Origin of the sequence: Streptomyces cyaneofuscatus (assembly GCF_000718135.1) — a bacterium.
Taxonomy (GTDB): Bacteria; Actinomycetota; Actinomycetes; order Streptomycetales; family Streptomycetaceae; genus Streptomyces; species Streptomyces cyaneofuscatus.
Genome location: NZ_JOEM01000008.1, coordinates 397740 through 418324 on the forward strand (window position 1 = coordinate 397740; position 20585 = coordinate 418324).

A 20585-nucleotide genomic window follows, 5' to 3' on the forward strand; every position below is an offset into this window, starting at 1 on the left:
CCATGGCGACCCCGGCCCCGGAATTCCGCCCCACCCACGTCATCCCCCCGGACGGGCTGCCCGCCTGGGAGGCGCCCGATGTCGCCCGGCGCACCGACCCGCTCGACGCCCTGCTGCCGGTACAGCTGGCGGAGCGGCGCGGGGACTGGGCGTACGTGATCTGCTCCAACGGCTGGGCGGCCTGGGTCGACGGGCGGCTCCTCGTCTCCGTACCGCGCACTCCCCCGGCCCCCGGTCAGCCGCTCGCCCGCACGGCGGACCCGCGCCCCCTGCTGGCCCGGGCGGAGGAGGCCCTCAACCAGTACCGGCGCGCCGCCCAGGATCTGGCCGAGGGCCGCAGCGACGGGGAGGGCTTCCAGCAGCGGACGCGGGGGATGCGGGTGGGGATGGTCGTGGACGGGGAGTCGGTGTGGCTGTACGACGCCGAGCACGAGCGGTGGGTCTTCTGCGACGGGAAACAGCTCTGTACGTACGCCGCGGAGTCGGGGCCGGGATCGGGGACGGCGTTCACGGGTGCGGGTGCGGGTGCGGGTGCGAACGCCGCGGGACCGGAGCCGACGCGGGTGGCGGGTGCGGAGGGACCTCCCGAAGCGACGCGCGTGGTCACGGCGGACGGGCCGCCGGAAGCGGCGCACATCGTCGCCGCGGACAGTCCCGAGCCGACCCAGGTGGTGACCCCCGAGGGACCCGAACCGACCCGGGTCGTGACCCCCGACGGACCCGAGCCCACCCAGCTGACGGCGCCCGAGCCGACGCGCGTCGTCACTCCCGACGATGCGCGGGACGGCGGGGGGTGACGGGCCGTGGCACCTCCGCCGCCTCCCCCGTCGCACGACGCCGGGCTGCCGGCCGGCCGGGACGACGAGCTGATCGGCAAGCGGATCGCGGGCTATCTGGTGGAGGCCGAGGTCGGCCGCGGAGGCATGGCGGTCGTCTACCGGGCCAAGGACCTGCGGCTGGACCGGATCGTCGCGCTCAAGCTGCTCGCCCCCGAACTGGCCCGCAACGACACCTTCCGTCAGCGGTTCACCCATGAGTCGCGGGTGGCGGCCGCGATCGACCACCCCCACATCGTGCCGGTCTTCGAGGCCGGTGAGACGGACGGACTCCTCTACATCGCGATGCGCTACGTGGCGGGCGCCGACCTGCGCGTGCTGATCGACCGGCGCGGGCCGCTCGATCTCACCGCCGCCGTCCGGATCGGCGGGCAGGTCGCGTCCGCGCTGGACGCGGCCCACGACCACGATCTGGTGCACCGCGATGTGAAGCCGGGCAACATCCTGGTGGCGGCGGGGACCGACAGCGACCATCCGGAGCATGTGTATCTGACGGACTTCGGGCTGACGAAGAAGTCGCTGTCGCTGACGGGATTCACCACGGTCGGCCAGTTCGTCGGGACGCTCGACTACGTGGCACCGGAGCAGATCTCGGGGAAGCCCGTGGACGGCCGGTGCGATGTGTACAGCCTGGCGTGCGTGGTGCAGGAGACCCTGACCGGGGCGCCGCCCTTCCAGCGGGACGACGACATGGCCCTGCTCTGGGCCCACCAGTACGATCCGCCGCCTCCGCCGACCGGGCAGCGGCCGGACCTGCCGGGCGCGGTGGACGGCGTACTGGCGAAGGCGCTGGCCAAGGCGCCGGACGACCGTTACGACACCTGTCTGCGGTTCGTGGCGGCGCTGCGGGCCGCGTCGTCGGGGGTTCCGGCCGGGGACCATGCGCCGACCAGGGTGGACGCGCGGGCCGGTTCGTGGTCGGCGACGCCCGAGCCGCCGCCCCGGCCGCCGCGCTGGGCCCGCCCGGTGTTTCCGGAGGCCTAGGGCCGGTCGTCCGGCGGGACCTCGCCGTGGAGCCGGTGCATCCGGGAGGCGGCGAGCCCGCCCAGGAATCCGGCGACCAGACCCCACAGGAAGGCGATACCGAGCGCGGTCCACAGCTTCGGACGCAGCGAGACCTCGCCGCCGAGACCGCCGCCGAGGTCCCCGATGCCCAGGAGGGACAGACCGTACCGGGCGGAGACCGCCGCGGTCAGGCCGATGAGCAGCACGGTCAGGGTGAGCGCGACCGCCAGGTGCAGCGCGTGCTGCCAGGGCCGCATGCGGGCGGGCGACCGGACGGCCATGAGGAACGCGGCGCCGAGCACGAGGAGGGCGGTGACGACGAGCAGCCACCACACGCGTCCGTCCTGGTCGGCCAGCGTGCGCAGGTTGACCGTGGACAGGTCCGGCGTACGGAGTACGGAGTCGAGCACCTGGGGCATCGGCAGGCCGAAGGGGCCCTGCACCTTGCCCTCCCAGGAGGCGCCGAGGCCCAGGGTGAGCGCGAGCCAGACCAGGTTGGGCAGGCCGAGGAGGATCACCGCGAGGGTCTGGGCGGGGTGTCCGCGCACCACCATCACGACGAGTCCGGCGACGACGCCCAGGGCGACGGAGGCGAGGAGCAGCGCCACCATGGCGGACGCCGCCGGGCGCACGGTCTCCTGGAAGCGCACCAGCCGGGCCGGGAGGGGTGCCCGGCGCGAGACGAGGAGCGCCAGCACGAGGACACCGGCCAGCCACACCAAGCCGATGACGACGGTCAACGGGATGTCGGCCCGGAATCCGACCCGCGCCGAGTCACCCAGTACGTCTCCGAAGGCGTCCCCGGTGCCGTCGCCGCTGCCGTCGCCGGTGAGGCTTTCGGCCGGGAGGGTGAACGTGTGCCGGGCCAGGAGCGAGAGGACGATCAGCACCACGGCCCAGAGGGCGGCGACCCGGCCCGCCCAGCCCGCCAGTTCGCGGCCTCCGGCGACGGCCCGGTGGCGCAGGGGGCGGAGGAACCCGTAGGCGATGGGCAGCGCGCCGGCCAGGGTCACCGAGAGCGGGAGCACCGAGAGGCCCGCCTGCGCCCCCACGAGGGAACCGGCATCGCCCGCCAGCCCGACGGAACCGCCCACCGCCATCACGACGACGGCCGCGACCACACGGGGGAAGGCACCGCCGGGCAGCCCGGCCGCACCGGCGGCCCACAGGCCGAGGGCGGCCGTCACCAGCATGGCCAGGGTTCCGGCCAGCACCGCCACGAGGGCGTCGAGCCAGCCGTGCGGTGCGCGTGTCGCGCTGTTCCTGTCGTTGCTCGCCCGGACGTTCACGCTGCCACGCTAAGCAGTGGTCCGGCGCCGCGCTCCCCGGGGAATCGGTCGCTCCCTCCGCTTGCGGGGAGCACGCGGGCGGTACACACAATGAGTGCGACAAGGCCCGGATTGCCCATATATGCCCCAGTCAGGGGAGCGGGGATCCGAGGCGGGTCCCGACCTCGGGGAGCAGAGCCCGTGAGTGATCAACCGCCGTCGTCCGGCCGCCCCACAGGACCGCCCTCCGGTCCTCTCTCGGGCCCCTCCCAGTCAGGCCCGACGCCCCCGCCCCCCACGACGGTGTCCGGCACGCCGCCCGGTCCGCCGAGCGGCGGGGACCAAGGCGGTTCGGGCGGCTCCGGGGATTCCGGCGGTGCGGGAGGCGGCTCCGGTTCGGGAAGCGGCTCCGGTGCCGCCCCCGGCTCCGGTCCCGGGCGCCCCTGGTGGCGGTCCGTGCCCCGGATCGCCGCGATCACGGCGGCCGTGGTCGTGGCGGTGGCGCTGGTCGTGTTCCTGACCCGTCCGGACGACGGCGGCGGCAGCGGCTCGAAGGCGGGCGGCGAGGTGTTCCTCCAGGCGGCGGGCTCCTCCGGCCCGGACCCGTTCACGGAGTCCACGGCGCGCAGGAGTGACACGGAACCGGGGACCGCCTCACCGTCCGCGGTCCCGAGCGCCTCGGCCACGGGGTCGCAGGTGACGCGCGGGGTGGACGGCGCGGCGCCCGGCCTCTACGGGGGCACCCGCAAGGTCGCGAGCTGCGATGTGGAGAAGCAGATCAGCACGTTGCGGGCGGCTCCGGACAAGAACCGGGCGTTCGCCTCGGTCCAGGACATCGAGCCGTCCGCCGTACCGGACTATCTGCGCTCCCTCACCCCCGTACAGCTGCGTATGGACACCCGCGTGACCAACCACGGCTTCCGGGACGGGAAGGCGACGCCCTATCAGGCGGTGCTCCAGGCCGGTACCGCGGTGCTCGTCGACGACCGCGGGGTGCCCCGGGTGCGGTGCGCCTGCGGCAATCCGCTGCTGCCGCCCGTCGCCCAGGAGGACCCGAAGCAGACGGGGAAGGCCTGGCCGGGATACCGGGCGTCGGACGTGGTCGTGGTGCAGCCGGCGTCGAAGCCGGTGGACGAGTTCGTGATGGTCGATCCCGCGAACGGTGACTGGTTCACCCGTCCGGCGGGAGACACCGGCGGCAAGGACGAGAAGACCGATCCGCCCAAGGACAAGAAGAAGGCGTCGGAGTCGCCCTGCCCGCCGGGATCCGGTGACGGGGACCGCTCCTGCCTTCCGGGCGAAGGCGAATCGCCGCCCGAGGGTGAATCCCCGCCGCCCGGCGAATCCCCACCCCCTGCCGACGATGGGGTGACACCGCCGCCGGACAGTCCGCCCGTCAGCGACCCTCCGCCGCCGGACAACCCGCCCGGCGACTCGCCCGACTCTCAGCCTGCCCCGCCTCAGGAACAGCAGCAGCCGGAAGAGCAACCACAGCAGCAGCCTCAGGAGCAACAGCCCAACTCATAGCGCACACGCGAACAATCAGCGCACACGAACGCCTAACGCACCGCGTCCGGCCGGGGCTTCACCGTCTTGTCGAGGTTCGGGATCTCCACCGGGGCACCGGCCCCCTTGGCCCGTCCCAGGCCGGCCGCCGATGCGGCGGAGTGCAGCGAGCGCAGGGCCAGCAGCAGGAACCCGATGTCGTCGAGGTAGACGGGGTCGGGCAGCAGGTCGACCGGGGAGACGGTGTAGACGACGGCCGCCCAGACGAGGGCCTTGTTGCGCAGCGGGATCCCGGCGTCGACCAGGAGCTTCCTGGCCTTGAAGACGCGCACCAGCAGTACGGCGGCCAGGGCCAGCATGATCAGTGCGGCGACGGCGGCGACAACGAGCCAAACGGTGGTGTCCATGGCTCATCGTCTACCCACTCGGCCGTCGATGACGGGATGAATGACGGAATTACGGAGAAGTCAGCCGGCGGCGTTCTTGGTACGCCGGCGGGTGCGCCGCTTCAGCGCGCGCCGTTCGTCCTCGGCGAGACCTCCCCAGACGCCGGAGTCCTGGCCGTTCTCCAGGGCCCATTCCAGGCACTGCGCCTGGACCGGGCAGGTCCGGCAGACGGCCTTGGCCTCCGCGGCCTGGACGACGGCGGGGCCGGACGTCCCGATGGGGAAGAACAGGTCCGGGTCCTCCTCGCGGCAGGCCGCGTGCGTGCGCCAGTTCTCCATGCTGCTCACTCCCGGTCTCGGATGGGTGCCGCAGGCGCGTGCCGTACGGCCGTACCGTCCGGGTGACCGACGATCGGCACCTCAAACACGTGGCCGCCGGAGAACCGCTGTGGCTTCCGGGGCGGGGCGGTGCAGGGCGAGGAGGGCCTGGTCGTCCTGGACCCGGCCGCCGGTGTGCCGCCCGACGTCCTCGATCAGCAGTTGGAGGATCTGCGCGGGGGCCGGCGGGTCGCCGACGAGGGAGCGGTGGCGCAGGAGGCGCGGCAGCCGTACGGCCGCGTCGTAGAAGACCCCGGCCTCGTCGCGGGCCTCGGTGACGCCGTCGGTGTAGCACAGGAGCGTGGAGCCGGGCGGGAAGGGGAACGTGTCGACCGGGAACGCATAGGTACCCAGGGCCGCCATGCCGAGCGGGGGCGCCTCCTGGGACGGTTCGAGGAGGGTGGCCGTGCCCTCGGCGTCCAGCAGCACCGGGGGCGGATGGCCGCGGTTGACGATCCGTACGGCGTCCAGGCCCGCGGCGAACTCGGCGATCAGCGCCGTGGTGAACCCCTCGTCCTCCTCCTGGCCGCCCCGCCGCCCGCCCTCGCGCAGCAGGGCCCCCTCCAGCGCGGTCACCAGGCCGGGCAGGTCCTCCGCCTGATCGGCGGCGAACCGGAAGGCCCCCAGGTCCGCGCAGACCGCGCGGACGGCGCCCAGCCCCTTGCCCCGGACGTCCCCGACCATGACGCGCACCCCGTGCGGGGTCTCCTGGACGACGTAGAGGTCGCCGCCGATCATGGCCTCGTCCTCGGCGGGGATGTACCGGGCCGCGATCCTGAGGTCACCCAGCCGGGACGGCGGGAGGGGCAGGACGGCGGCCTGGGCCACGGCGGCGACCTGGCGGGCCCGCCGCGTCCGGGCGCTCTGGCCCTCCAGGGCGCGGTTGATGAGAACGGCGAGGACGGTTACGGCCAGAAGGGTGAGCTGGTTGGCCACCCCCTGTTTCCAGCCGAAGGTGCCGTCGAACCAGGCGAGGACCGCGTGGACGGCCATCGAGAGGGCTCCGATCGCGATGATGCCGGGCAGCGGCAGCAGGGGTGCGGAGGCGACGGGTGCGGCCAAGAGCAGGGGTGCGAAGGTCACGTCCCTCGGGGTCGCCAGATCGATGACGACGGCCAGCACGATGACCCCGACCGGGATCCACTGGGCCCTGCGCGGCTGCACCACTCCCCCACGCTGTACGGCCAGGGCACGCGCCGCATCCCGGCCCCGGCGCGCGTCCGCGCCCCGGGGCCGGGTGTCAGAGCGGCAGCGGGGTCCCCGGCGGCGGAGCGGCGGCGCACGCGGCGTCGAGCCGGATGCGGTGGGCCATCACGGCGTCCGGGTCGTCGATGAGGTCGACGCGGACCCCGGGCGTCTCCAGGACCGCCTGGTCGCCGATCTCCGGGGCGGGCACCCGTAGCAGGTGCAGGGGCGGCATGGCGGTCATGGCGTGCGGCGGGTGGTCCAGCGGCACCACCTGGACGGTGATGTGCTGCTGCTCCATCGCCTCGGCCAGCGCCCGGCGCTGCCCGGCCATGGTCTCCGCGTCGCCCACCCGGGTGTGCAGGGCGGCGGCCGGGAGCAGGGCCCAGAGGGCCGTACCGCGCTCGCTCAGCCGGCGCCGGCGCTCCCTCAGCAGCTCCAGGCGGCGCTCACGGCGGGCGGGGGTGTCGTCGGGGTACCGGATCCGGTACAGCGCGGAGGCGTAGGCGGAGGTGCGCAGCAGCTCGGGCACGAGGGCGGGGTGCCAGGTGCGCACCAGGCTGGCCGATGACTCGACCCCGATGACGTCCTGCTGCCAGCTCTCCATGTCGTCCCGCCACTGGTGCCACCAGCCGGGCAGGTTCGCGGCTCCGAGCCCGGTGAGGATCGGCTCGGCGACGGCGGGCGGAGCCCCGTAGCGGCGCAGCAGCTCGGCGACCTGCCGGGCGTCGAGCCCGGTCTCGGCCCGCTCGATCCGCCGTACGGTCGCGGGGTGCGCGTCCAGCGCGTCGGCGGCGGCCCGGAGGGAGACGCCCGCCTGTTCCCGCAGGATCCGCAGCCGGGCGGCCAGGACGCGGTGCTGCACCGTGGGGCCGGAGCGGGGTCGCATGCTCGTACCTCGTTCGTCGAGCCCCGGGGCGGAGCCATGGACACTCTGTCGCTTGCAAAGTATGCACTTTGCGCCGAGAGTACATACATGTCGGAAATAGTCAGTTGCGCGCAACGCGCTCCGGAAAACGGGGGAGTCAGAGGTGCACACAGCTGGTGGGTCCCCCGGTTGCCCGGGGGCGTTCCCGAAGCCCGTCACCGGGTGCAGGAGGCGATGCACGCGTGGGGAGAACCCGCGGAACGCATCGAGGCGGCGGCGCTGATAGTGACCGAACTGGTCACCAACGCCGTCCAGCACACCAGCACCCGCCGGATCCGCTGCCGGCTTCTCCGCTCGGCCGAGGGGGTCCGTATCTGCGTGTGGAACCGCGGCCGGGCCCGTATACCGGCGCCGGCGTCCCCGGCTGATTCGGCGGGGCTGCCCGTCGAGGCGGCTCCACCGGCACACGGCCCCGACGGCGACGATTCACTCGACTGTCTGAGCGAGGACGGCCGGGGCCTCCTGCTCGTGGACGCGCTGGCGGCCCGCTGGGGCACGCGCGCGGCGCTGGCCGGCCGGCTCGTCTGGGCCGACGTCTGATGCTCCCCTCATGAGCAGGGGCCGGGACTCCCCCACCGACCACTCCCCCGGACGATCAGCCTCCCCCAGGTGATCAGGTCTCTCCAGGCGAGAGAACCTCTCCGGACGATCAGGTCTCTCCAGGTGATCAGGCAGGGGCGGTACGGCACTCCGGGTGACCCCAGCCGTTCGGGTTCTTCGCGATCGGCTCCTTCGCCGCGTACGTCCTCCCGCAGTGACACCGCCCCGCGAACCGCGCCTTGATCGTGCCGTTGGACCGCCCGGCCCGGGACGCACCCTTCGCCCCCTTCGCCTCTCCCGCGCCGTCCCCCGTCTCCGTACGCCCCTTCGTGGCCCGGGTCTGGGCGGGTACGGGCAGCGCGGTCGCACCGTGCGCCGTACCCGCCGGGCGCTGCGCCACCGCCGCCTCGCTGGCGGCCTGGTCGGCGAGCGCGTTGAGCGGGTCGCCGTCCACCTGGTGGGCGGGCACATAGCGGAACGTCACCGTACGGGCGGTGAGCAGGGCGTCGATGCGGGTGACCAGCTCGCGGTTGGCGACCGGCTTGCCCGCCGAGGTCTTCCAGCCGTTGCGCTTCCAGCCGGGCAGCCACTTGGTCACGGCGTTCATCGCGTACTGCGAGTCCATCCGCACCTCGACACGGACCGCCGGGTCGGTGGACTCCAGCAGTTCGGCCAGGGCGGTGAGCTCGGCGACGTTGTTCGTCGCGGTGCCCAGCGGGCCCGCCTCCCAGCGCTGCGGGCTGCCCTGCGCGTCGGCGACGACCCAGGCCCAGGCAGCCGGTCCGGGATTTCCCTTGGACGCCCCGTCACACGCGGCGATGATGCTCTCGTTCATCCCCCGATCATGCCAGCCCGGCATGACCGCCCGGACCGGCGGCCGAGGCACCCTCACCCCACGGCGGAGTCCGTCTCAGGGAACGGCCGAGCCGGTCTCAGGGCACGATCGAGTCGACGTACCCGCCGTCGACCCGTACCGCCGCCCCGGTCGTCGCCGACGCCTGGGCGGAGCTGAGATAGACCACCAGGTTGGCGATCTCCTCGGGCTCGATGAGCCGCTGGAGCAGCGACTGCGGCCGGTGCAGCCGCATGAACTCGCGCTGCGCCTCCTCCCAGGGGAGCGCCTTGTCGACCAGCTCGTGGACGAAGTCCTCGACGCCGCCGGTATGGGTGGGGCCCGCGATCACGGAGTTCACGGTCACGCCCGTACCGGCCGCCTCCTTCGCGAAACCGCGGGAGACGGCGAGGAGCGCGGTCTTGGACATGCCGTAGTGGATCATCTCGGCAGGGATGACGATCGCGGAGTCGCTGGCGATGTTCAGCACCCGGCCCCACCCCTGGCCGGTCATCGGCGGCAGATAGTGGCGGATGAGGCGTACCGCGCTGAGCACGTTGGTGTCGAAGTACGTACGCCACTCCTCGTCGGTGATCTCCAGGGGCGGGCGGGAGCCGAAGATGCCGAGGTTGTTGACGAGGACGTCGATCTCCGGGACGGCCGCGTACAGCTCGGCGGCCCCCTCCTCCGTGGTCAGGTCGCAGGCCACGGTCGTGACGGCCGCCTCCGCCACCTCGGCGCGCAGCGACCGCGCCGCCCCGTCCAGCCGCTCCTGGCCGCGTCCGGTGAGGACGACCTCGGCGCCGGCCGCGGCCAGCCCGGTGGCGATGGCCAGGCCGATGCCCTGCGAGGAACCGGTCACCACCGCGTTCTTGCCCGTCAGATCGATGCGCACGCCACTTCTCCCCTTACTCGCTCTCTTCGCGGCCGCCTCTTCGCGGCCGCCTCTTCGTCCGGCCGGCGGCCGGCGCCCGGCGGAGTGCCGCGCGCCCTGTTGACCTCAACCAAACTTGAGGTCCTAGCGTTCTCAGCAGTCCGCACACCCAGGTCAGCAGAGTCGGAGCGCCCCATGGACATGGAAGTCACCGCATGGACATCACTGCACAGTGCGATGAACGCCGAGCAGGACCGGCGGCCCTTCTCCAAGGCGACGCTACGCCGCATCCTGGTCTTCGCCAGGCCGCACAGGGCCCGCATCTACCGGTTCCTCCTGCTCAGCACCGTCACCGCGCTGCTCGCGGTGGCCACCCCGGTCCTCGCCGGGCGCGTCGTCGACGCCATCGTGCGGGGCGCGGACTCCGGGACGGTCACCAGGCTCGCCCTGCTGATCGCCCTGATCGCGGTCGCCGAGGCCGGGCTGGGACTGCTCACCCGGTGGCTGTCGGCCAACCTCGGTGAGGGGCTGATCCTCGATCTGCGGACCGCGGTCTTCGACCATGTGCAGAGGATGCCGGTCGCCTTCTTCACCCGCACCCGGACCGGCGCCCTGGTCAGCCGGCTCAACAACGACGTGATCGGCGCCCAGCGCGCGTTCAGCAACACGCTCTCCGGGGTGGTCTCCAACCTCGTCACCCTGCTGCTGACGCTCGCCGTGATGCTCACGATCTCCTGGCAGATCACGCTGCTCTCGCTGGTCCTGCTCCCGGTGTTCGTCGTGCCGGCCCGCCGGATGGGGGCCAGGATGGCCGGACTCCAGCGGGAGGCGGCCAACCACAACGCCTCGATGGGCACCCAGATGACCGAGCGGTTCTCCGCTCCCGGCGCCACCCTCGTCAAGCTCTTCGGCCGCCCGTCGCTGGAGTCCGCCGAGTTCGCCGAGCGGGCCCGCCGGGTGCGGGACATCGGAGTCCGCTCCGCCATGGCCCAGTCCGCGTTCATCACCGCCCTCACCCTGGTCTCCGCCCTGGCGCTCGCCCTGGTCTACGGGCTCGGCGGCTACTACGCGCTGCGCGGCACACTGGAGCCCGGCGCCGTGGTCTCCCTCGCCCTGCTGCTGACCCGGCTGTACGCCCCGCTGACCGCGCTGGCCGGGGCCCGGGTCGAGGTGATGAGCGCGCTCGTCAGCTTCGAGCGGGTCTTCGAGGTGCTGGACCTGAAGCCGCTGATCGCCCAGAAGGCGGACGCCCGTCAGGTGCCGGAGGGTCAGGTCTCGGTCGAGTTCGAGAAGGTGTCCTTCGGCTACCCGTCCGCGGACAAGGTCTCCCTCGCCTCGCTGGAAGAGGTCGCGACGCTGGACAACCGGGGCGGCACCCCCGTCCTGCACGACGTGTCCTTCCGCGCCGAACCCGGCCAGATGATCGCCCTGGTGGGCTCCTCGGGCGCGGGCAAGTCGACCATCGCGCAGCTGTTGCCGAGGCTCTACGACGCGGACGCCGGTTCCGTACGGCTGAACGGGATCGACGTACGCGATCTGAGCGCCGACTCCATCCGCGACACGCTGGGCATGGTCACCCAGGACGGGCACCTCTTCCACGAGTCCGTGCGCGCCAATCTGCTGCTGGCCCGGCCCGACGCCTCCGAGGAGGACATCTGGGACGCCCTGCGCCGCTCCCAGCTGGAGGGGCTGATCGCCTCGCTGCCGGAGGGCCTGGACACCGTGGTCGGCGAGCGCGGGTACCGGCTCTCCGGGGGTGAGCGTCAGCGGCTCACCATCGCCCGGCTCCTGCTGGCCCGTCAGCGGGTCGTCATCCTGGACGAGGCGACCGCGCACCTGGACTCCACCTCCGAGGCCGCCGTCCAGGAGGCCCTGGCCGAGGCGCTGGAGGGGCGGACCGCCGTGGTGATCGCGCACCGGCTCTCCACCGTACGGGCTGCCGATCAGATCCTGGTCGTCGAGGCGGGCCGGATCGTGGAGCGCGGCACCCACACCGAACTGCTCGCGGTCGGCGGGCGTTACGAGGAGCTGTACCGCACCCAGTTCGACCGGCCGTCGGCGGACGAGGCGCAGCCGGTCGGCTGAGCCGGGCCCGCCGTGCGTCAGCGGCGGACGAGGCGGAGACGTTCCGTGGTGCGCAGGCGCCGCAGGGCGTCCCCGCCGCAGCTGCGCCACTGCTTCGGCGAGACCCGGGGGCGGTTGGTGCCGTTGGTGACGAGCGCGTTCACCGAGGTCATCGGGTCCGCCGCCATGGACTTGGCGAGCAGCACACCGACCACCAGCGGCAGCAGCGTGACCGCGAGGGCGGTGCCTGCGGTGGTGACGTGCTGGATGTGGGGGCGGCGCTGCGCTGCGGAGTCCATGGCCCCATTCGAACAGCGGGCGGGGGGCGGAACATCGGGGCAGGTACTCAGCGGGGAGCGCCGCGCATACTCAGGCGTGCGTACGGGGACGCTGGGGACGCGGCCCCGGACCGCGGGGCCACGGCCGCGGGGCGGCCGCCGGACCACCGGAAGGACCACGCCGATGAGCGAGCACCAGGGACAGCCGGCGGAGCGCCCGGACGGGGACCCGGCCGAAGACCGGGGCGCGGCCCATGGGCTCCCCGCCGCGACGGTGTTCGACGCGCTGGGCGCGGAGTACGAGCGGGCGTTCGCCGGTTCGGCCGCCCACCACGCCTCGCTGGACCGGCTGCTGGAGCACCTCGCGCCGGGCAGCCGGGTCCTGGACGTGGGCAGCGGGACGGGCGTCCCGACCGCGCGGCGGCTGGCCGCGGCCGGACACCGGGTGGTGGGCGTCGATGTCTCCCCGGTGATGACCGCCCTGGCGGCTCGGCAGGTGCCGGACGCCGAGTTCCGGTGCGCCGACATCCGGGAGCTGCCGTGGGCGGACGGGGAGTTCGACGCCGTCTGCGTCTACTTCTCGCTGCTGCAGATGTCACGCGGTGAGCAGGGCGGGCTGCTGGGCCGGCTGGCCCGGGCGGTGAAACCTGGGGGCCGTCTGGCGGTGGCCACCGTGCCGGTGGACGTGGCGGACGTGAGCGCCGTCTTCATGGGGCAACCGGTGGTGGTGTCGAGCTTCGGCGAGGAGGAGTTCGCCTCCGTGGTGGCCGGGGCGGGGTTCGCGGTGGAGGAGCGGCACAGCGTTCTGTTCACCCCGGACCACCCGGCGGGCGCACCCGAGCCGCACCTCTTCCTGCACGGCCGTCGCATCTGACGCCCCTGCCCCAAAGCCTTTCGCAATCACAAAGAACAAGCCGAATGAATGACAAGAATGGCGCATTCGCGTTCCTTCACAAGAAGGTAATGCGATAGCAAAGTTCTGGTCTATATGCTGAGCTGTAGTCGTATCCGTCCGGACGCCGACCGCGCGTCCGGACGTGCCACATGTTCGGAAGAACACGAGGTGGAACACACTTCCTTCTCCGAACATTCATACGGATTTAATCAGCGCATTCGTCAATATGACCCGACCACACCGCTCCCGGCTCCGCCGGATGCAGGAGGCAGGCCACCCATGAAGTCCCTTGTCGCACCCGCCCGGACTTTCACCGAGCACGACACCGCGAACGCAAAGGAGGCCGGGCTCCCCACCTACGCCCGGCCCCCGAGACATTTCCGTGCGAGCCGCGGCGTAGTGCACCCCGGCTCGATCAGCGTTCACCGGCCGGAGAGCGGCCCGTCGTGCGGCCGCCTCTGACGGCTTCCCGCCCCCCACTCGTCCGCACCCCGGCCCCGCCCGGGCGCGGACCTCACCCTCAAGGGAATCGTCACCCGTGATCTCCGTGAAGGAACTCAAGAACCCCCACGTCGTACGACGTGACCTGCTGGCGTCACTCGTCGTCTTCCTGGTCGCCCTCCCCCTCTGCGTCGGCGTCGCCGTGGCCTCCGGCGTACCGGCCGAACTCGGCCTGGTCACCGGCATCGTCGGCGGCCTGGTCGTCGGCATGCTGCCGGGCAGCAAGCTCCAGGTCAGCGGACCCGCCGCCGGCCTCACCGTCCTGGTCTACGAGGCGGTCACGGAGTTCGGCCTCGCCACCCTCGGTCCGATCGTCCTCGCCGCCGGTCTGCTCCAGGTGGTGCTGGGCGTGGCGCGCTTCGGCCGCTGGTTCCGCGCCATCTCCGTCTCCGTGGTGCAGGGCATGCTCGCGGGCATCGGCCTGGTCATCGTGCTGGGCCAGCTGTACGCCATGGCCGACACCGAACAGCCGGGCACCGCCCTCGCCAAGCTGGCCGGGCTTCCCGGTCTCGCCGCCGAGATCGTCACGGACAACGAGGCCATGACCGCCTTCGGGCTCGGCGCCGGGACCGTCGCCGTCCTGCTGATCTGGCCGAAGCTCCCCGCGCGCGTACGGCTCGTGCCCGCGCCGCTCGCCGCGGTCGGCCTGGCCACCGCCGTCGCCACCCTCGCCGGGCTGCGGCCCCTGGTGGCCGATGTGAACGGGCTGCTGCACGCCATCGACCTGCCCGGTGCGGCGGAGTTCGGCAACCTGGCCAACGTGGCCGTCATCGGTACGGTCCTCGCCTTCGCCCTCATCGCCTCGGCCGAGAGCCTGTTCAGCGCAGCGGCCATCGACCGGATGCACGACGGCCCCCGTACCGACTACGACAAGGAGCTGGTCGCGCAGGGCGTCGGCAACACGATCTGCGGGGCGCTCGGCGCACTCCCGATGACCGCCGTCATCGTCCGCAGCGCGGCCAACGTCCAGGCCGGGGCCACGACCGCGCTCTCCCGGGTCGCCCACGGGCTGTGGCTGCTGCTCTTCGCGGCGCTGCTGCCCGCCGCCATCGGCATCATCCCGCTCGCCTCGCTCGCCGGGATCCTGGTGCACGCCGGATGCAAGCTGGTGCCCTTCAAGGAGTTCGGTCCGCTCTGGCGCGAACACCGTGGAGAGGCCGTGCTGTTGGCGGTCACCGCACTGGCCATCGTGGTGACCAACCTTTTCGAGGGTGTGGTGCTGGGTCTGCTGCTGGCCGTGGTCAAGTCGGCCTGGGAGACCTCCCACGTACAGCTCTCCACCCGCCAGCTCACCGGCGGCCGGGTCGTGGTGACCCTCACCGGCAACGCGACCTTCCTCCGACTGCCCCGCATCCTGGAGCAGTTGGAGAAGCTGCCGCAGGATCAGCCCATAGAGCTGGACCTCAGCGGCCTGCGCCATCTCGACCACGCCTGCCGGGTGGCGCTGGAGAACTGGGCGCGCCGGCACAACGACGCGGAGACCGACCCGGTGACGATCCGCCGGTAGCCGGGTCCGCCGGGAGAAGGCCGGCCCGTCCTGCCCTCCGACGGGAACCTGCTTCTGGTGGGACCGCTCCGCCCCACCAGAAGCAGGACCGGAACGTTTGTGCGAAATGGAACAATGCGGGCACATTGCGGTCTCATGGCGGGCCCGGCGACGGGCTTCCGCCCCGCCCGCGGGGCTGCGTAGGTTCGGGGCTCCCCCCGCGCCGAGCACCTGGAGCAGCCATGAGCGTGACCGAGGAGTTCCTCGCCCACAACGAGGTGTACGCGTCGACGTTCGACGGTCCCCTTCCGCTTCCCCCCGCCCGTAGGACGGCCGTCGTCGCCTGCATGGACGCGCGGCTGAACCCGTACGGCATCCTCGGTCTCGCCGAGGGGGACGCGCATGTCATCAGGAACGCCGGGGGCGTGGTCACGGAGGATGTGGTGCGGTCCCTGGCGATCAGTCAGCGGCTCCTGGGTACGCGGGAGATCGTGCTGATCCACCACACCGACTGCGGCATGGTGACGTTCTCCGACGACGCGTTCCGCCAGGGCATCGAGAAGGAGACCGGTATCCGGCCGCCGTGGTCCGCCGAGGCGTTTCCGGACGCGGCCGACGACGTACGGCAGTCCCTGCGGCGGGTGACGGGCAGTCCGTTCATCCCGCACACCGGCCAGGTCCGCGGCTTCGTCTTCGACGTCGCCACCGGCCGCCTCGACGAGGTCGTCTGACGGCCGGTGGGGCTGCCGCCGCCCGTGGCGAGAGCCGCGGGCCGGGCCGGCGCGCTCAGGCCGCCGTGGTGAGCTGCGCGCGGCCGAAGAGCAGGGCGTAACCGGTCGGCAGGGCCTCGATGATCCGGGTGACCAGCGCCGGGTCCATCAGTGCGCCGACCGCGGCCAGTACCGTACCCGCGTCCCAGCGGGCGGTCGCCGCGGTGCCGCCGGTCCGCACGGCCAGGTCGTCCACGAACCGGGCGGCCGGCGCCGGGGCGATGCCGGGAGCCTCGGCGGCGAACACCAGGGCGGCCTCCCTGGGGAGCGCGGCGGCGAACGCGACCCGCTCCTCGCCGGTGATCTGGGCGCCGAGCCCGCCCAGGACGGCACGGAGGGCTTCCTCGGCCCGCTCCCGGGTGGGGTAGGCGCCCTCGTATCTGATCTTCTCCAGCAGCCGGTCGAACGTCATGGCCTTCGGGGCGGCGATAGTCCGAGGCTCAGGAATCATGGCGGCGGCAGCCCTTCTCGTCGTCGTGCGGTGTCGGTTGTCTCTGGCTTCTTCTCCGAAAGCGCCGTCGTACACCCCCTGGGGGGTATTCGGCGGGTCACAGGGGCTGCGGATGGCCGAAAAGGAGGTCGTACCCCGTCGGCAGCTGGAGAAGGATGCGGCGCAGCAGGTCCTCGCCGGCCGCGTCGGCGGCGACGCTGAGGACGGCCCCCACGTCCCACATCGCCGTCCGTTCGGTGGCGCCCTCGATCCAGGCCGCCGTGGCACGCACGAACCGCTCCGGCGTGAGCGGTTCGGCGGCCCGCAGCGGGTTGAGCAGGATCAGGGCCATGGTCTCGGGGAGCCGGGCGGCGAGCTCGGCCCGCTCCCGGCCCACCAGGTGGGCGCCGAGAAGGGCCAGGACGACGCGTGCGGCGCGCTCGGCCTCTTCCCGGTTCTCGTACGTGCCGCGTTCCTGGACCCGGTCCAGGAACGCCTCCCATCGCAGGGTCACGGTGACCGCTCCCTCGGGCTGTCCCCCCTCGGGCGGGGACGGGTGCCGGGCCGGGAGGGGGAGAAGGGGAGATCCGGCCCGGCACCCGTCACGGACGGGCGTACCGGTTCAGCCCTTGATCTGCTTGCGCGAGGAGCCGCCGGCGATGGAGATCTTGCGCGGCTTGGCCCGCTCGGCGATCGGGATACGCAGGGTCAGTACACCCGCGTCGTAGCCGGCGTCGATGCGCTCGGTGTCCAGCGTGTCGGCCAGGACGATCTGGCGGGAGAACACGCCCAGCGGACGCTCGGAAAGCTCCATCTGCACGTCGTCCGTGTCGACGGCCGGACGGCGCTCGGCCCGGACGGTCAGCATGTTGCGCTCGACGTCGATGTCGATCGCGTCCGGCGAGACCCCGGGAAGATCGAACGCCACCACGTACTCGTCACCCTCGCGGTACGCGTCCATCGGCATCGCCGACGGCCGCGACCATGTGCCGGGGCGCAGGATCTGCTCGGTGATCCGGTCGAGTTCACGGAAGGGGTCGGTACGCATGAGCATGGCGGAAACACCTCCAGTCGGTCGGGCGGTAGCCCGCGCGTTTCATCTGAATCCGTTGTAGCATGTCATCCATTCGATGACAAATGAAATGTCACCGGAAGGACGACAATCTCGCAGAGGAGCCACGGTGCCAGCAGCGGAGCAACCCGATCCGGCCCGCCACCCCGATCCGGACGCCGTCTCCCTCCTCGCCGCCGCGGCGGCGCTGGGGGTCATCGACGACGCGGTCCGCGAGGCCAGGGCCGCCACGGCGGACCGGCCCGACGGCGAGACGGCCGATCCCGACCGGGCCCAGGCACTGGCCTCGCTCCAGCTGCTGCGGGAGGTGCGGGAGCGGCTCGCGGGCTGGGAGACCGGGCTGATCGAGGCGGCCCGTGCGGCGGGAGCCAGTTGGGCCGATCTGGCGGACCCGCTGGGCGTCGCCAGCCGGCAGGCGGCCGAGCGCCGCTACCTGCGTCTGCGCCCGGGGTCGCTCGGCTCCACCGGGGAGCAGCGGGTCAAGGCCACCCGGGACCGCCGGGCGGCCGACCGCACCATCACCACCTGGGCACGGGAGAACGCGGCGGAGCTGCGCTCGCTCGCCGGCCAGGTCACCGCCCTGACCGGCCTCCCCTCCCCCGCCGGCCCGCCGCTGGACCGTCTGCGCCGGGCCCTCGCCGCCGACGACGCCGCTCTCCTCGTCGCCCCGCTTGGGGCGGTCCGGCCCCATCTGCCGTCGGGCCACAGGCAGTTGGCCGACCGGATCGACTCGCTCAGCCGCCTCACCGGAGAGCTCCGCGAGGACACCACCGCCCGGCGGCAGAACAGCTGAGCGGCGGAGGCCCCGGGGGGCCTCCGCCGCTCAGCTCACCGCACCGTCCCGCTCACCGCCTACGGCTTGCGGGCCACCAGACCCCACTGGTCGACCAGCACCGGGTCGTCCTCCTCGGGACGCCACAGGGCGATCGACAGGAAGCCCGGCTCGATGATCTCCAGGCCCTCGGCGCAGCCGGTGATCTCCTCCGGCTCCCGGACCAGGTACGGCGGGTTCTCGCCGGAGTCGTACGCCTCCTGCGCGGCGAGCGTCTGCGGTGTCTTCACCGTGTCGCAGAGGACCAGGTAGCTGCCCGAGGGCATCCGGGCCATGTACCGCTGCACGACATCGATGCCGTCGGCCGGGGTCAGGTGCCCCAGCGTCGAGAGCAGCAGGACGGCGACGGGCTCGGACAGGTCGAGCGTCTTCGCCGCCTCGTCCACCACCGTGTCCGTGTCGGACAGATCGGCCTCCACGTACTCCGTCCGGCCCTCCGGGGCGCTGGTCAGCAGGGCATGGGCGTGGGCGAGGACGATGGGGTCGTTGTCGACGTAGACGATCCGCGCGTCGGGCGCGATGCCCTGGGCCACCTCGTGGGTGCTGTTCGCCACCGGCAGGCCGGTGCCCACGTCCAGGAACTGGCGGACGCCCAGGGAGGCGAGGTGCCGGATCGCACGGGCCTGGAACGCGCGGGAGGCGCGCGCGATGTCGACCATCTGCGGGTAGGCCGCGCTGACCGCATCGGCCAGTTCGCGGTCCACGGGGTAGTTGTCCTTGCCACCCAGCCAGGCGTTCCACACCCTCGCCGAGTGCGGGACGTCGGAGCGGATCCTGCGGCGGAACTCGACGTCGTCGACGCTCATGTCTCTCCTCTACTCACTGTCCGTACAAGGCCGTTGACCGAATAACCGCCGGTGAGAGCCTTGAGCTGACCGTACATCGCCATCCCGGTTCCCGCTGACCGCCCCTGCCTCAGACGAGGTCCGCGTCCAGGCCCGTCAGGCGCGCCGACTCCTCCCACAGCGCCCGCGCCATGCCCATGTCCCGCGCCCGGGCGGACCTGCGCGCCGGGCCCGGGGCTCCCCGGGTCTCGCCCAGGTGCCGAGGGCCGTAGTACGAGGCGCCGGGCGCGTCCGGAAGCGTCGCCGCGTACAGCGTGGGCAGGGCGCCGGCGGAGGCGGGCTGGGTGTACAGGCGCGATGCCCGCTCCAGCTTCGCCGCCCAGTTCCGGCCGGACAGCTTCGGGCCCGCCTGCCCGAGCTCCGTCGCGGCGAGGCCGGGGTGCGCGGCGAGGGCGAGCAGGTCGCGGCCGGCGGCCCGGGCGCGGCGGTCGAGTTCGGCGGTGAAGAGCAGGTTGGCGAGCTTGGACTGCGCGTAGGCGCCCCACTTGCTGTACCCGCGCTCGGCGTTGAGGTCGTCGAGGTCGATGCGGCCGATGTGGTGCCCCAGCGAGGACAGGGTCGCCACCCGGGCCGGTCCCGCCACGCCGAGCACCGGCAGCAGCCGGAGCGTCAGGGCGAAGTGGCCGAGGTGGTTGGTGCCGAACTGCATCTCGAAGCCGTCCGCCGTGCGCAGGAGCGGCAGGGCCATCACGCCGGCGTTGTTCACCAGGAGGTCGAGGCGGCCGTCCACCTCCTTCGTGATGCTGTCGGCCGCTTCGGCCACCGACGCCAGATCCGCGAGGTCGAGACGGACGAGGCGGGTGTCGGAGCGCGGTGCGGCGCGGCGTACGGCCTCCAGTGCGCGCCGGCCCCGCTCGGCGTCGCGGCAGGCGAGGACGGTACGGGCGCCGGAGCGGGCGAGGGCGAGCGCGGTGACGGCCCCGATGCCGCTGTTGGCGCCGGTGACCACGGCGGTCCTGCCGGAGAGGTCGGGCATGTCGTGGAGATTCCAGGAGTGCATGCCGCACACCTCCCCGGCCGGGGCCGGGTCACACACCGGTCAGCCGAACTGGCCCACCTTGTAGTCGCCCGCCGGCTGCTGGACGATCACGTTCAGCCGGTTGAAGGCGTTGATGAGGGCGATCAGGGAGACCAGCGCGACGAGCTGGTCCTCGTCGAAGTGCTCGGCGGCCCGCGCCCAGACCTCGTCCGGGACCCCGCCGGCCGCGTCCGCGATGCGGGTGCCCTGCTCGGTCAGCTCCAGGGCGGCGCGCTCGGCGTCGGTGAAGACCGTGGCCTCCCGCCACACCGCGATCAGGTTGAGGCGCAGGGACGTCTCCCCGGCGGCCTCGGCCTCCTTGGTGTGCATGTCGGTGCAGAACCCGCAGCCGTTGATCTGGCTGGCCCGGATCTTCACCAGCTCCTGCGTGGTGGTGGACAGCCCCGTCTCCGAGACCGCCCGGCCCGCCGCCGTCAGGTGCTTGAGGATCGTGGCCGTGGTCGGGCTGCCGAGGACGTTCACACGGGCGTTCATCTTTTCGGCTCCTTCGCCGTTGTCGGTCGCTACACCCCTACGACGGACGGGCCCGCCGGGATGTGACACGCGGCCTGTCACGGATGCACGGGTGGCCGGGTCACCCGTGCGGGCCGCCCGGGAGGCCGGGCGTGGGCGGCGGGCCAAGAATCGGAAGGTGC

At 72.9% G+C, this 20585-nt stretch carries 23 protein-coding genes; 9 read left to right on the forward strand and 14 right to left on the reverse strand.

What is annotated here, in order from left to right:
* The first annotated feature begins 2 nt into the window (after window positions 1-2).
* Both IF17_RS0116200 and IF17_RS0116205 read left to right on the forward strand, forming a co-directional pair.
* On the forward strand, window positions 3-797 hold the full coding sequence (locus IF17_RS0116200) for a hypothetical protein (protein ID WP_030566497.1): 795 nt from the start codon (window positions 3-5) through the stop codon (window positions 795-797).
* Between the two features lie 6 nt (window positions 798-803).
* Window positions 804-1820 carry a serine/threonine-protein kinase gene (locus tag IF17_RS0116205; protein ID WP_030566499.1) on the forward strand — a complete coding sequence of 339 codons (1017 nt, stop codon included), beginning with the start codon at window positions 804-806 and terminating at the stop codon, window positions 1818-1820.
* On the opposite strand, the gene IF17_RS0116210 is transcribed toward IF17_RS0116205, so the two are convergent.
* Window positions 1817-3130 (reverse strand): streptophobe family protein, encoded by a 1314-nt coding sequence (locus IF17_RS0116210; RefSeq protein WP_030566501.1) that lies wholly within the window; start codon window positions 3128-3130, stop codon window positions 1817-1819. The two genes, IF17_RS0116205 and IF17_RS0116210, sit on opposite strands and share 4 nt — an antisense overlap.
* Window positions 3131-3310: 180 nt before the next feature.
* Between IF17_RS0116210 and IF17_RS01000000136490 the strand changes: the two genes are divergently transcribed.
* Window positions 3311-4636: a DUF6777 domain-containing protein gene (locus IF17_RS01000000136490; protein WP_244890497.1), complete on the forward strand. Its 1326-nt coding sequence runs from the start codon at window positions 3311-3313 to the stop codon at window positions 4634-4636.
* Between the two features lie 32 nt (window positions 4637-4668).
* Here the strand turns inward: IF17_RS01000000136490 and IF17_RS0116220 are convergent, their stop codons facing one another.
* From IF17_RS0116220 to IF17_RS0116235, 4 genes are all read right to left on the reverse strand, one after another.
* Window positions 4669-5022 carry a YkvA family protein gene (locus IF17_RS0116220; RefSeq protein ID WP_018514858.1) on the reverse strand — a complete coding sequence of 118 codons (354 nt, stop codon included), beginning with the start codon at window positions 5020-5022 and terminating at the stop codon, window positions 4669-4671.
* A 60-nt stretch (window positions 5023-5082) separates the two neighbouring features.
* On the reverse strand, window positions 5083-5340 hold the full coding sequence (locus tag IF17_RS0116225) for a WhiB family transcriptional regulator (protein WP_030566505.1): 258 nt from the start codon (window positions 5338-5340) through the stop codon (window positions 5083-5085).
* A gap of 81 nt (window positions 5341-5421) precedes the next feature.
* Window positions 5422-6546 carry a PP2C family protein-serine/threonine phosphatase gene (locus IF17_RS0116230; protein ID WP_030566507.1) on the reverse strand — a complete coding sequence of 375 codons (1125 nt, stop codon included), beginning with the start codon at window positions 6544-6546 and terminating at the stop codon, window positions 5422-5424.
* Window positions 6547-6619: 73 nt separating this feature from the next.
* Window positions 6620-7453 (reverse strand): Scr1 family TA system antitoxin-like transcriptional regulator, encoded by an 834-nt coding sequence (locus IF17_RS0116235; protein ID WP_030566509.1) that lies wholly within the window; start codon window positions 7451-7453, stop codon window positions 6620-6622.
* A gap of 168 nt (window positions 7454-7621) precedes the next feature.
* Here IF17_RS0116235 and IF17_RS0116240 point away from each other — a divergent pair, with 168 nt between their 5' ends.
* On the forward strand, window positions 7622-8032 hold the full coding sequence (locus IF17_RS0116240; protein ID WP_076966990.1) for an ATP-binding protein: 411 nt from the start codon (window positions 7622-7624) through the stop codon (window positions 8030-8032).
* Between the two features lie 127 nt (window positions 8033-8159).
* On the opposite strand, the gene IF17_RS0116245 is transcribed toward IF17_RS0116240, so the two are convergent.
* Together IF17_RS0116245 and IF17_RS0116250 are read right to left on the reverse strand one after the other, a co-directional pair.
* Window positions 8160-8867, reverse strand: a complete 708-nt coding sequence (locus IF17_RS0116245) for a ribonuclease H family protein (protein ID WP_030566513.1) — start codon at window positions 8865-8867, stop codon at window positions 8160-8162.
* A gap of 97 nt (window positions 8868-8964) precedes the next feature.
* Window positions 8965-9759 carry an SDR family NAD(P)-dependent oxidoreductase gene (locus IF17_RS0116250; RefSeq protein ID WP_030566516.1) on the reverse strand — a complete coding sequence of 265 codons (795 nt, stop codon included), beginning with the start codon at window positions 9757-9759 and terminating at the stop codon, window positions 8965-8967.
* A 174-nt stretch (window positions 9760-9933) separates the two neighbouring features.
* On the opposite strand from IF17_RS0116250, the gene IF17_RS0116255 reads away from it, so the two are divergent.
* Window positions 9934-11823: an ABC transporter ATP-binding protein gene (locus tag IF17_RS0116255; RefSeq protein ID WP_030566517.1), complete on the forward strand. Its 1890-nt coding sequence runs from the start codon at window positions 9934-9936 to the stop codon at window positions 11821-11823.
* Window positions 11824-11840: 17 nt separating this feature from the next.
* On the opposite strand, the gene IF17_RS0116260 is transcribed toward IF17_RS0116255, so the two are convergent.
* The gene (locus IF17_RS0116260) at window positions 11841-12101 is read right to left on the reverse strand and encodes a hypothetical protein (RefSeq protein WP_018514850.1); all 261 of its coding nucleotides are present in this window, start codon (window positions 12099-12101) and stop codon (window positions 11841-11843) included.
* 163 nt (window positions 12102-12264) lie between these two features.
* Here IF17_RS0116260 and IF17_RS0116265 point away from each other — a divergent pair, with 163 nt between their 5' ends.
* The 3 genes from IF17_RS0116265 to IF17_RS0116275 all read left to right on the forward strand — a co-directional run bounded on the left by IF17_RS0116265 (window position 12265) and on the right by IF17_RS0116275 (window position 15693).
* Window positions 12265-12954 carry a class I SAM-dependent methyltransferase gene (locus IF17_RS0116265; RefSeq protein WP_030566519.1) on the forward strand — a complete coding sequence of 230 codons (690 nt, stop codon included), beginning with the start codon at window positions 12265-12267 and terminating at the stop codon, window positions 12952-12954.
* Window positions 12955-13513: 559 nt separating this feature from the next.
* The gene (locus tag IF17_RS0116270) at window positions 13514-14983 is read left to right on the forward strand and encodes a SulP family inorganic anion transporter (protein ID WP_030566521.1); all 1470 of its coding nucleotides are present in this window, start codon (window positions 13514-13516) and stop codon (window positions 14981-14983) included.
* A gap of 221 nt (window positions 14984-15204) precedes the next feature.
* Window positions 15205-15693, forward strand: coding sequence for a beta-class carbonic anhydrase (locus tag IF17_RS0116275; RefSeq protein ID WP_030566523.1), 489 nt, complete (start codon window positions 15205-15207; stop codon window positions 15691-15693).
* A 55-nt stretch (window positions 15694-15748) separates the two neighbouring features.
* Here the strand turns inward: IF17_RS0116275 and IF17_RS0116280 are convergent, their stop codons facing one another.
* The 3 genes from IF17_RS0116280 to IF17_RS0116290 all read right to left on the reverse strand — a co-directional run bounded on the left by IF17_RS0116280 (window position 15749) and on the right by IF17_RS0116290 (window position 17216).
* On the reverse strand, window positions 15749-16183 hold the full coding sequence (locus IF17_RS0116280; protein WP_030566526.1) for a DUF2267 domain-containing protein: 435 nt from the start codon (window positions 16181-16183) through the stop codon (window positions 15749-15751).
* Window positions 16184-16280: 97 nt separating this feature from the next.
* Window positions 16281-16676: a DUF2267 domain-containing protein gene (locus tag IF17_RS0116285; protein ID WP_030566528.1), complete on the reverse strand. Its 396-nt coding sequence runs from the start codon at window positions 16674-16676 to the stop codon at window positions 16281-16283.
* 108 nt (window positions 16677-16784) lie between these two features.
* Window positions 16785-17216 carry an Hsp20/alpha crystallin family protein gene (locus IF17_RS0116290; protein WP_030566530.1) on the reverse strand — a complete coding sequence of 144 codons (432 nt, stop codon included), beginning with the start codon at window positions 17214-17216 and terminating at the stop codon, window positions 16785-16787.
* A 127-nt stretch (window positions 17217-17343) separates the two neighbouring features.
* Between IF17_RS0116290 and IF17_RS1000000138540 the strand changes: the two genes are divergently transcribed.
* A complete protein-coding gene (locus IF17_RS1000000138540) occupies window positions 17344-18027 on the forward strand; it encodes a hypothetical protein (protein WP_030566532.1) in 684 nt (227 codons plus the stop codon).
* 59 nt (window positions 18028-18086) lie between these two features.
* Here IF17_RS1000000138540 and IF17_RS0116300 read toward each other — a convergent pair whose 3' ends face one another.
* From IF17_RS0116300 to IF17_RS0116310, 3 genes are all read right to left on the reverse strand, one after another.
* Window positions 18087-18872: an SAM-dependent methyltransferase gene (locus tag IF17_RS0116300; RefSeq protein WP_030566534.1), complete on the reverse strand. Its 786-nt coding sequence runs from the start codon at window positions 18870-18872 to the stop codon at window positions 18087-18089.
* A 109-nt stretch (window positions 18873-18981) separates the two neighbouring features.
* Window positions 18982-19911, reverse strand: coding sequence for an oxidoreductase (locus IF17_RS0116305; protein WP_030566536.1), 930 nt, complete (start codon window positions 19909-19911; stop codon window positions 18982-18984).
* A 39-nt stretch (window positions 19912-19950) separates the two neighbouring features.
* Entirely contained in the window at window positions 19951-20424 is a 474-nt protein-coding gene (locus IF17_RS0116310) for a carboxymuconolactone decarboxylase family protein (protein ID WP_030566539.1), read from the reverse strand.
* Between the last annotated feature and the right edge of the window lie 161 nt (window positions 20425-20585).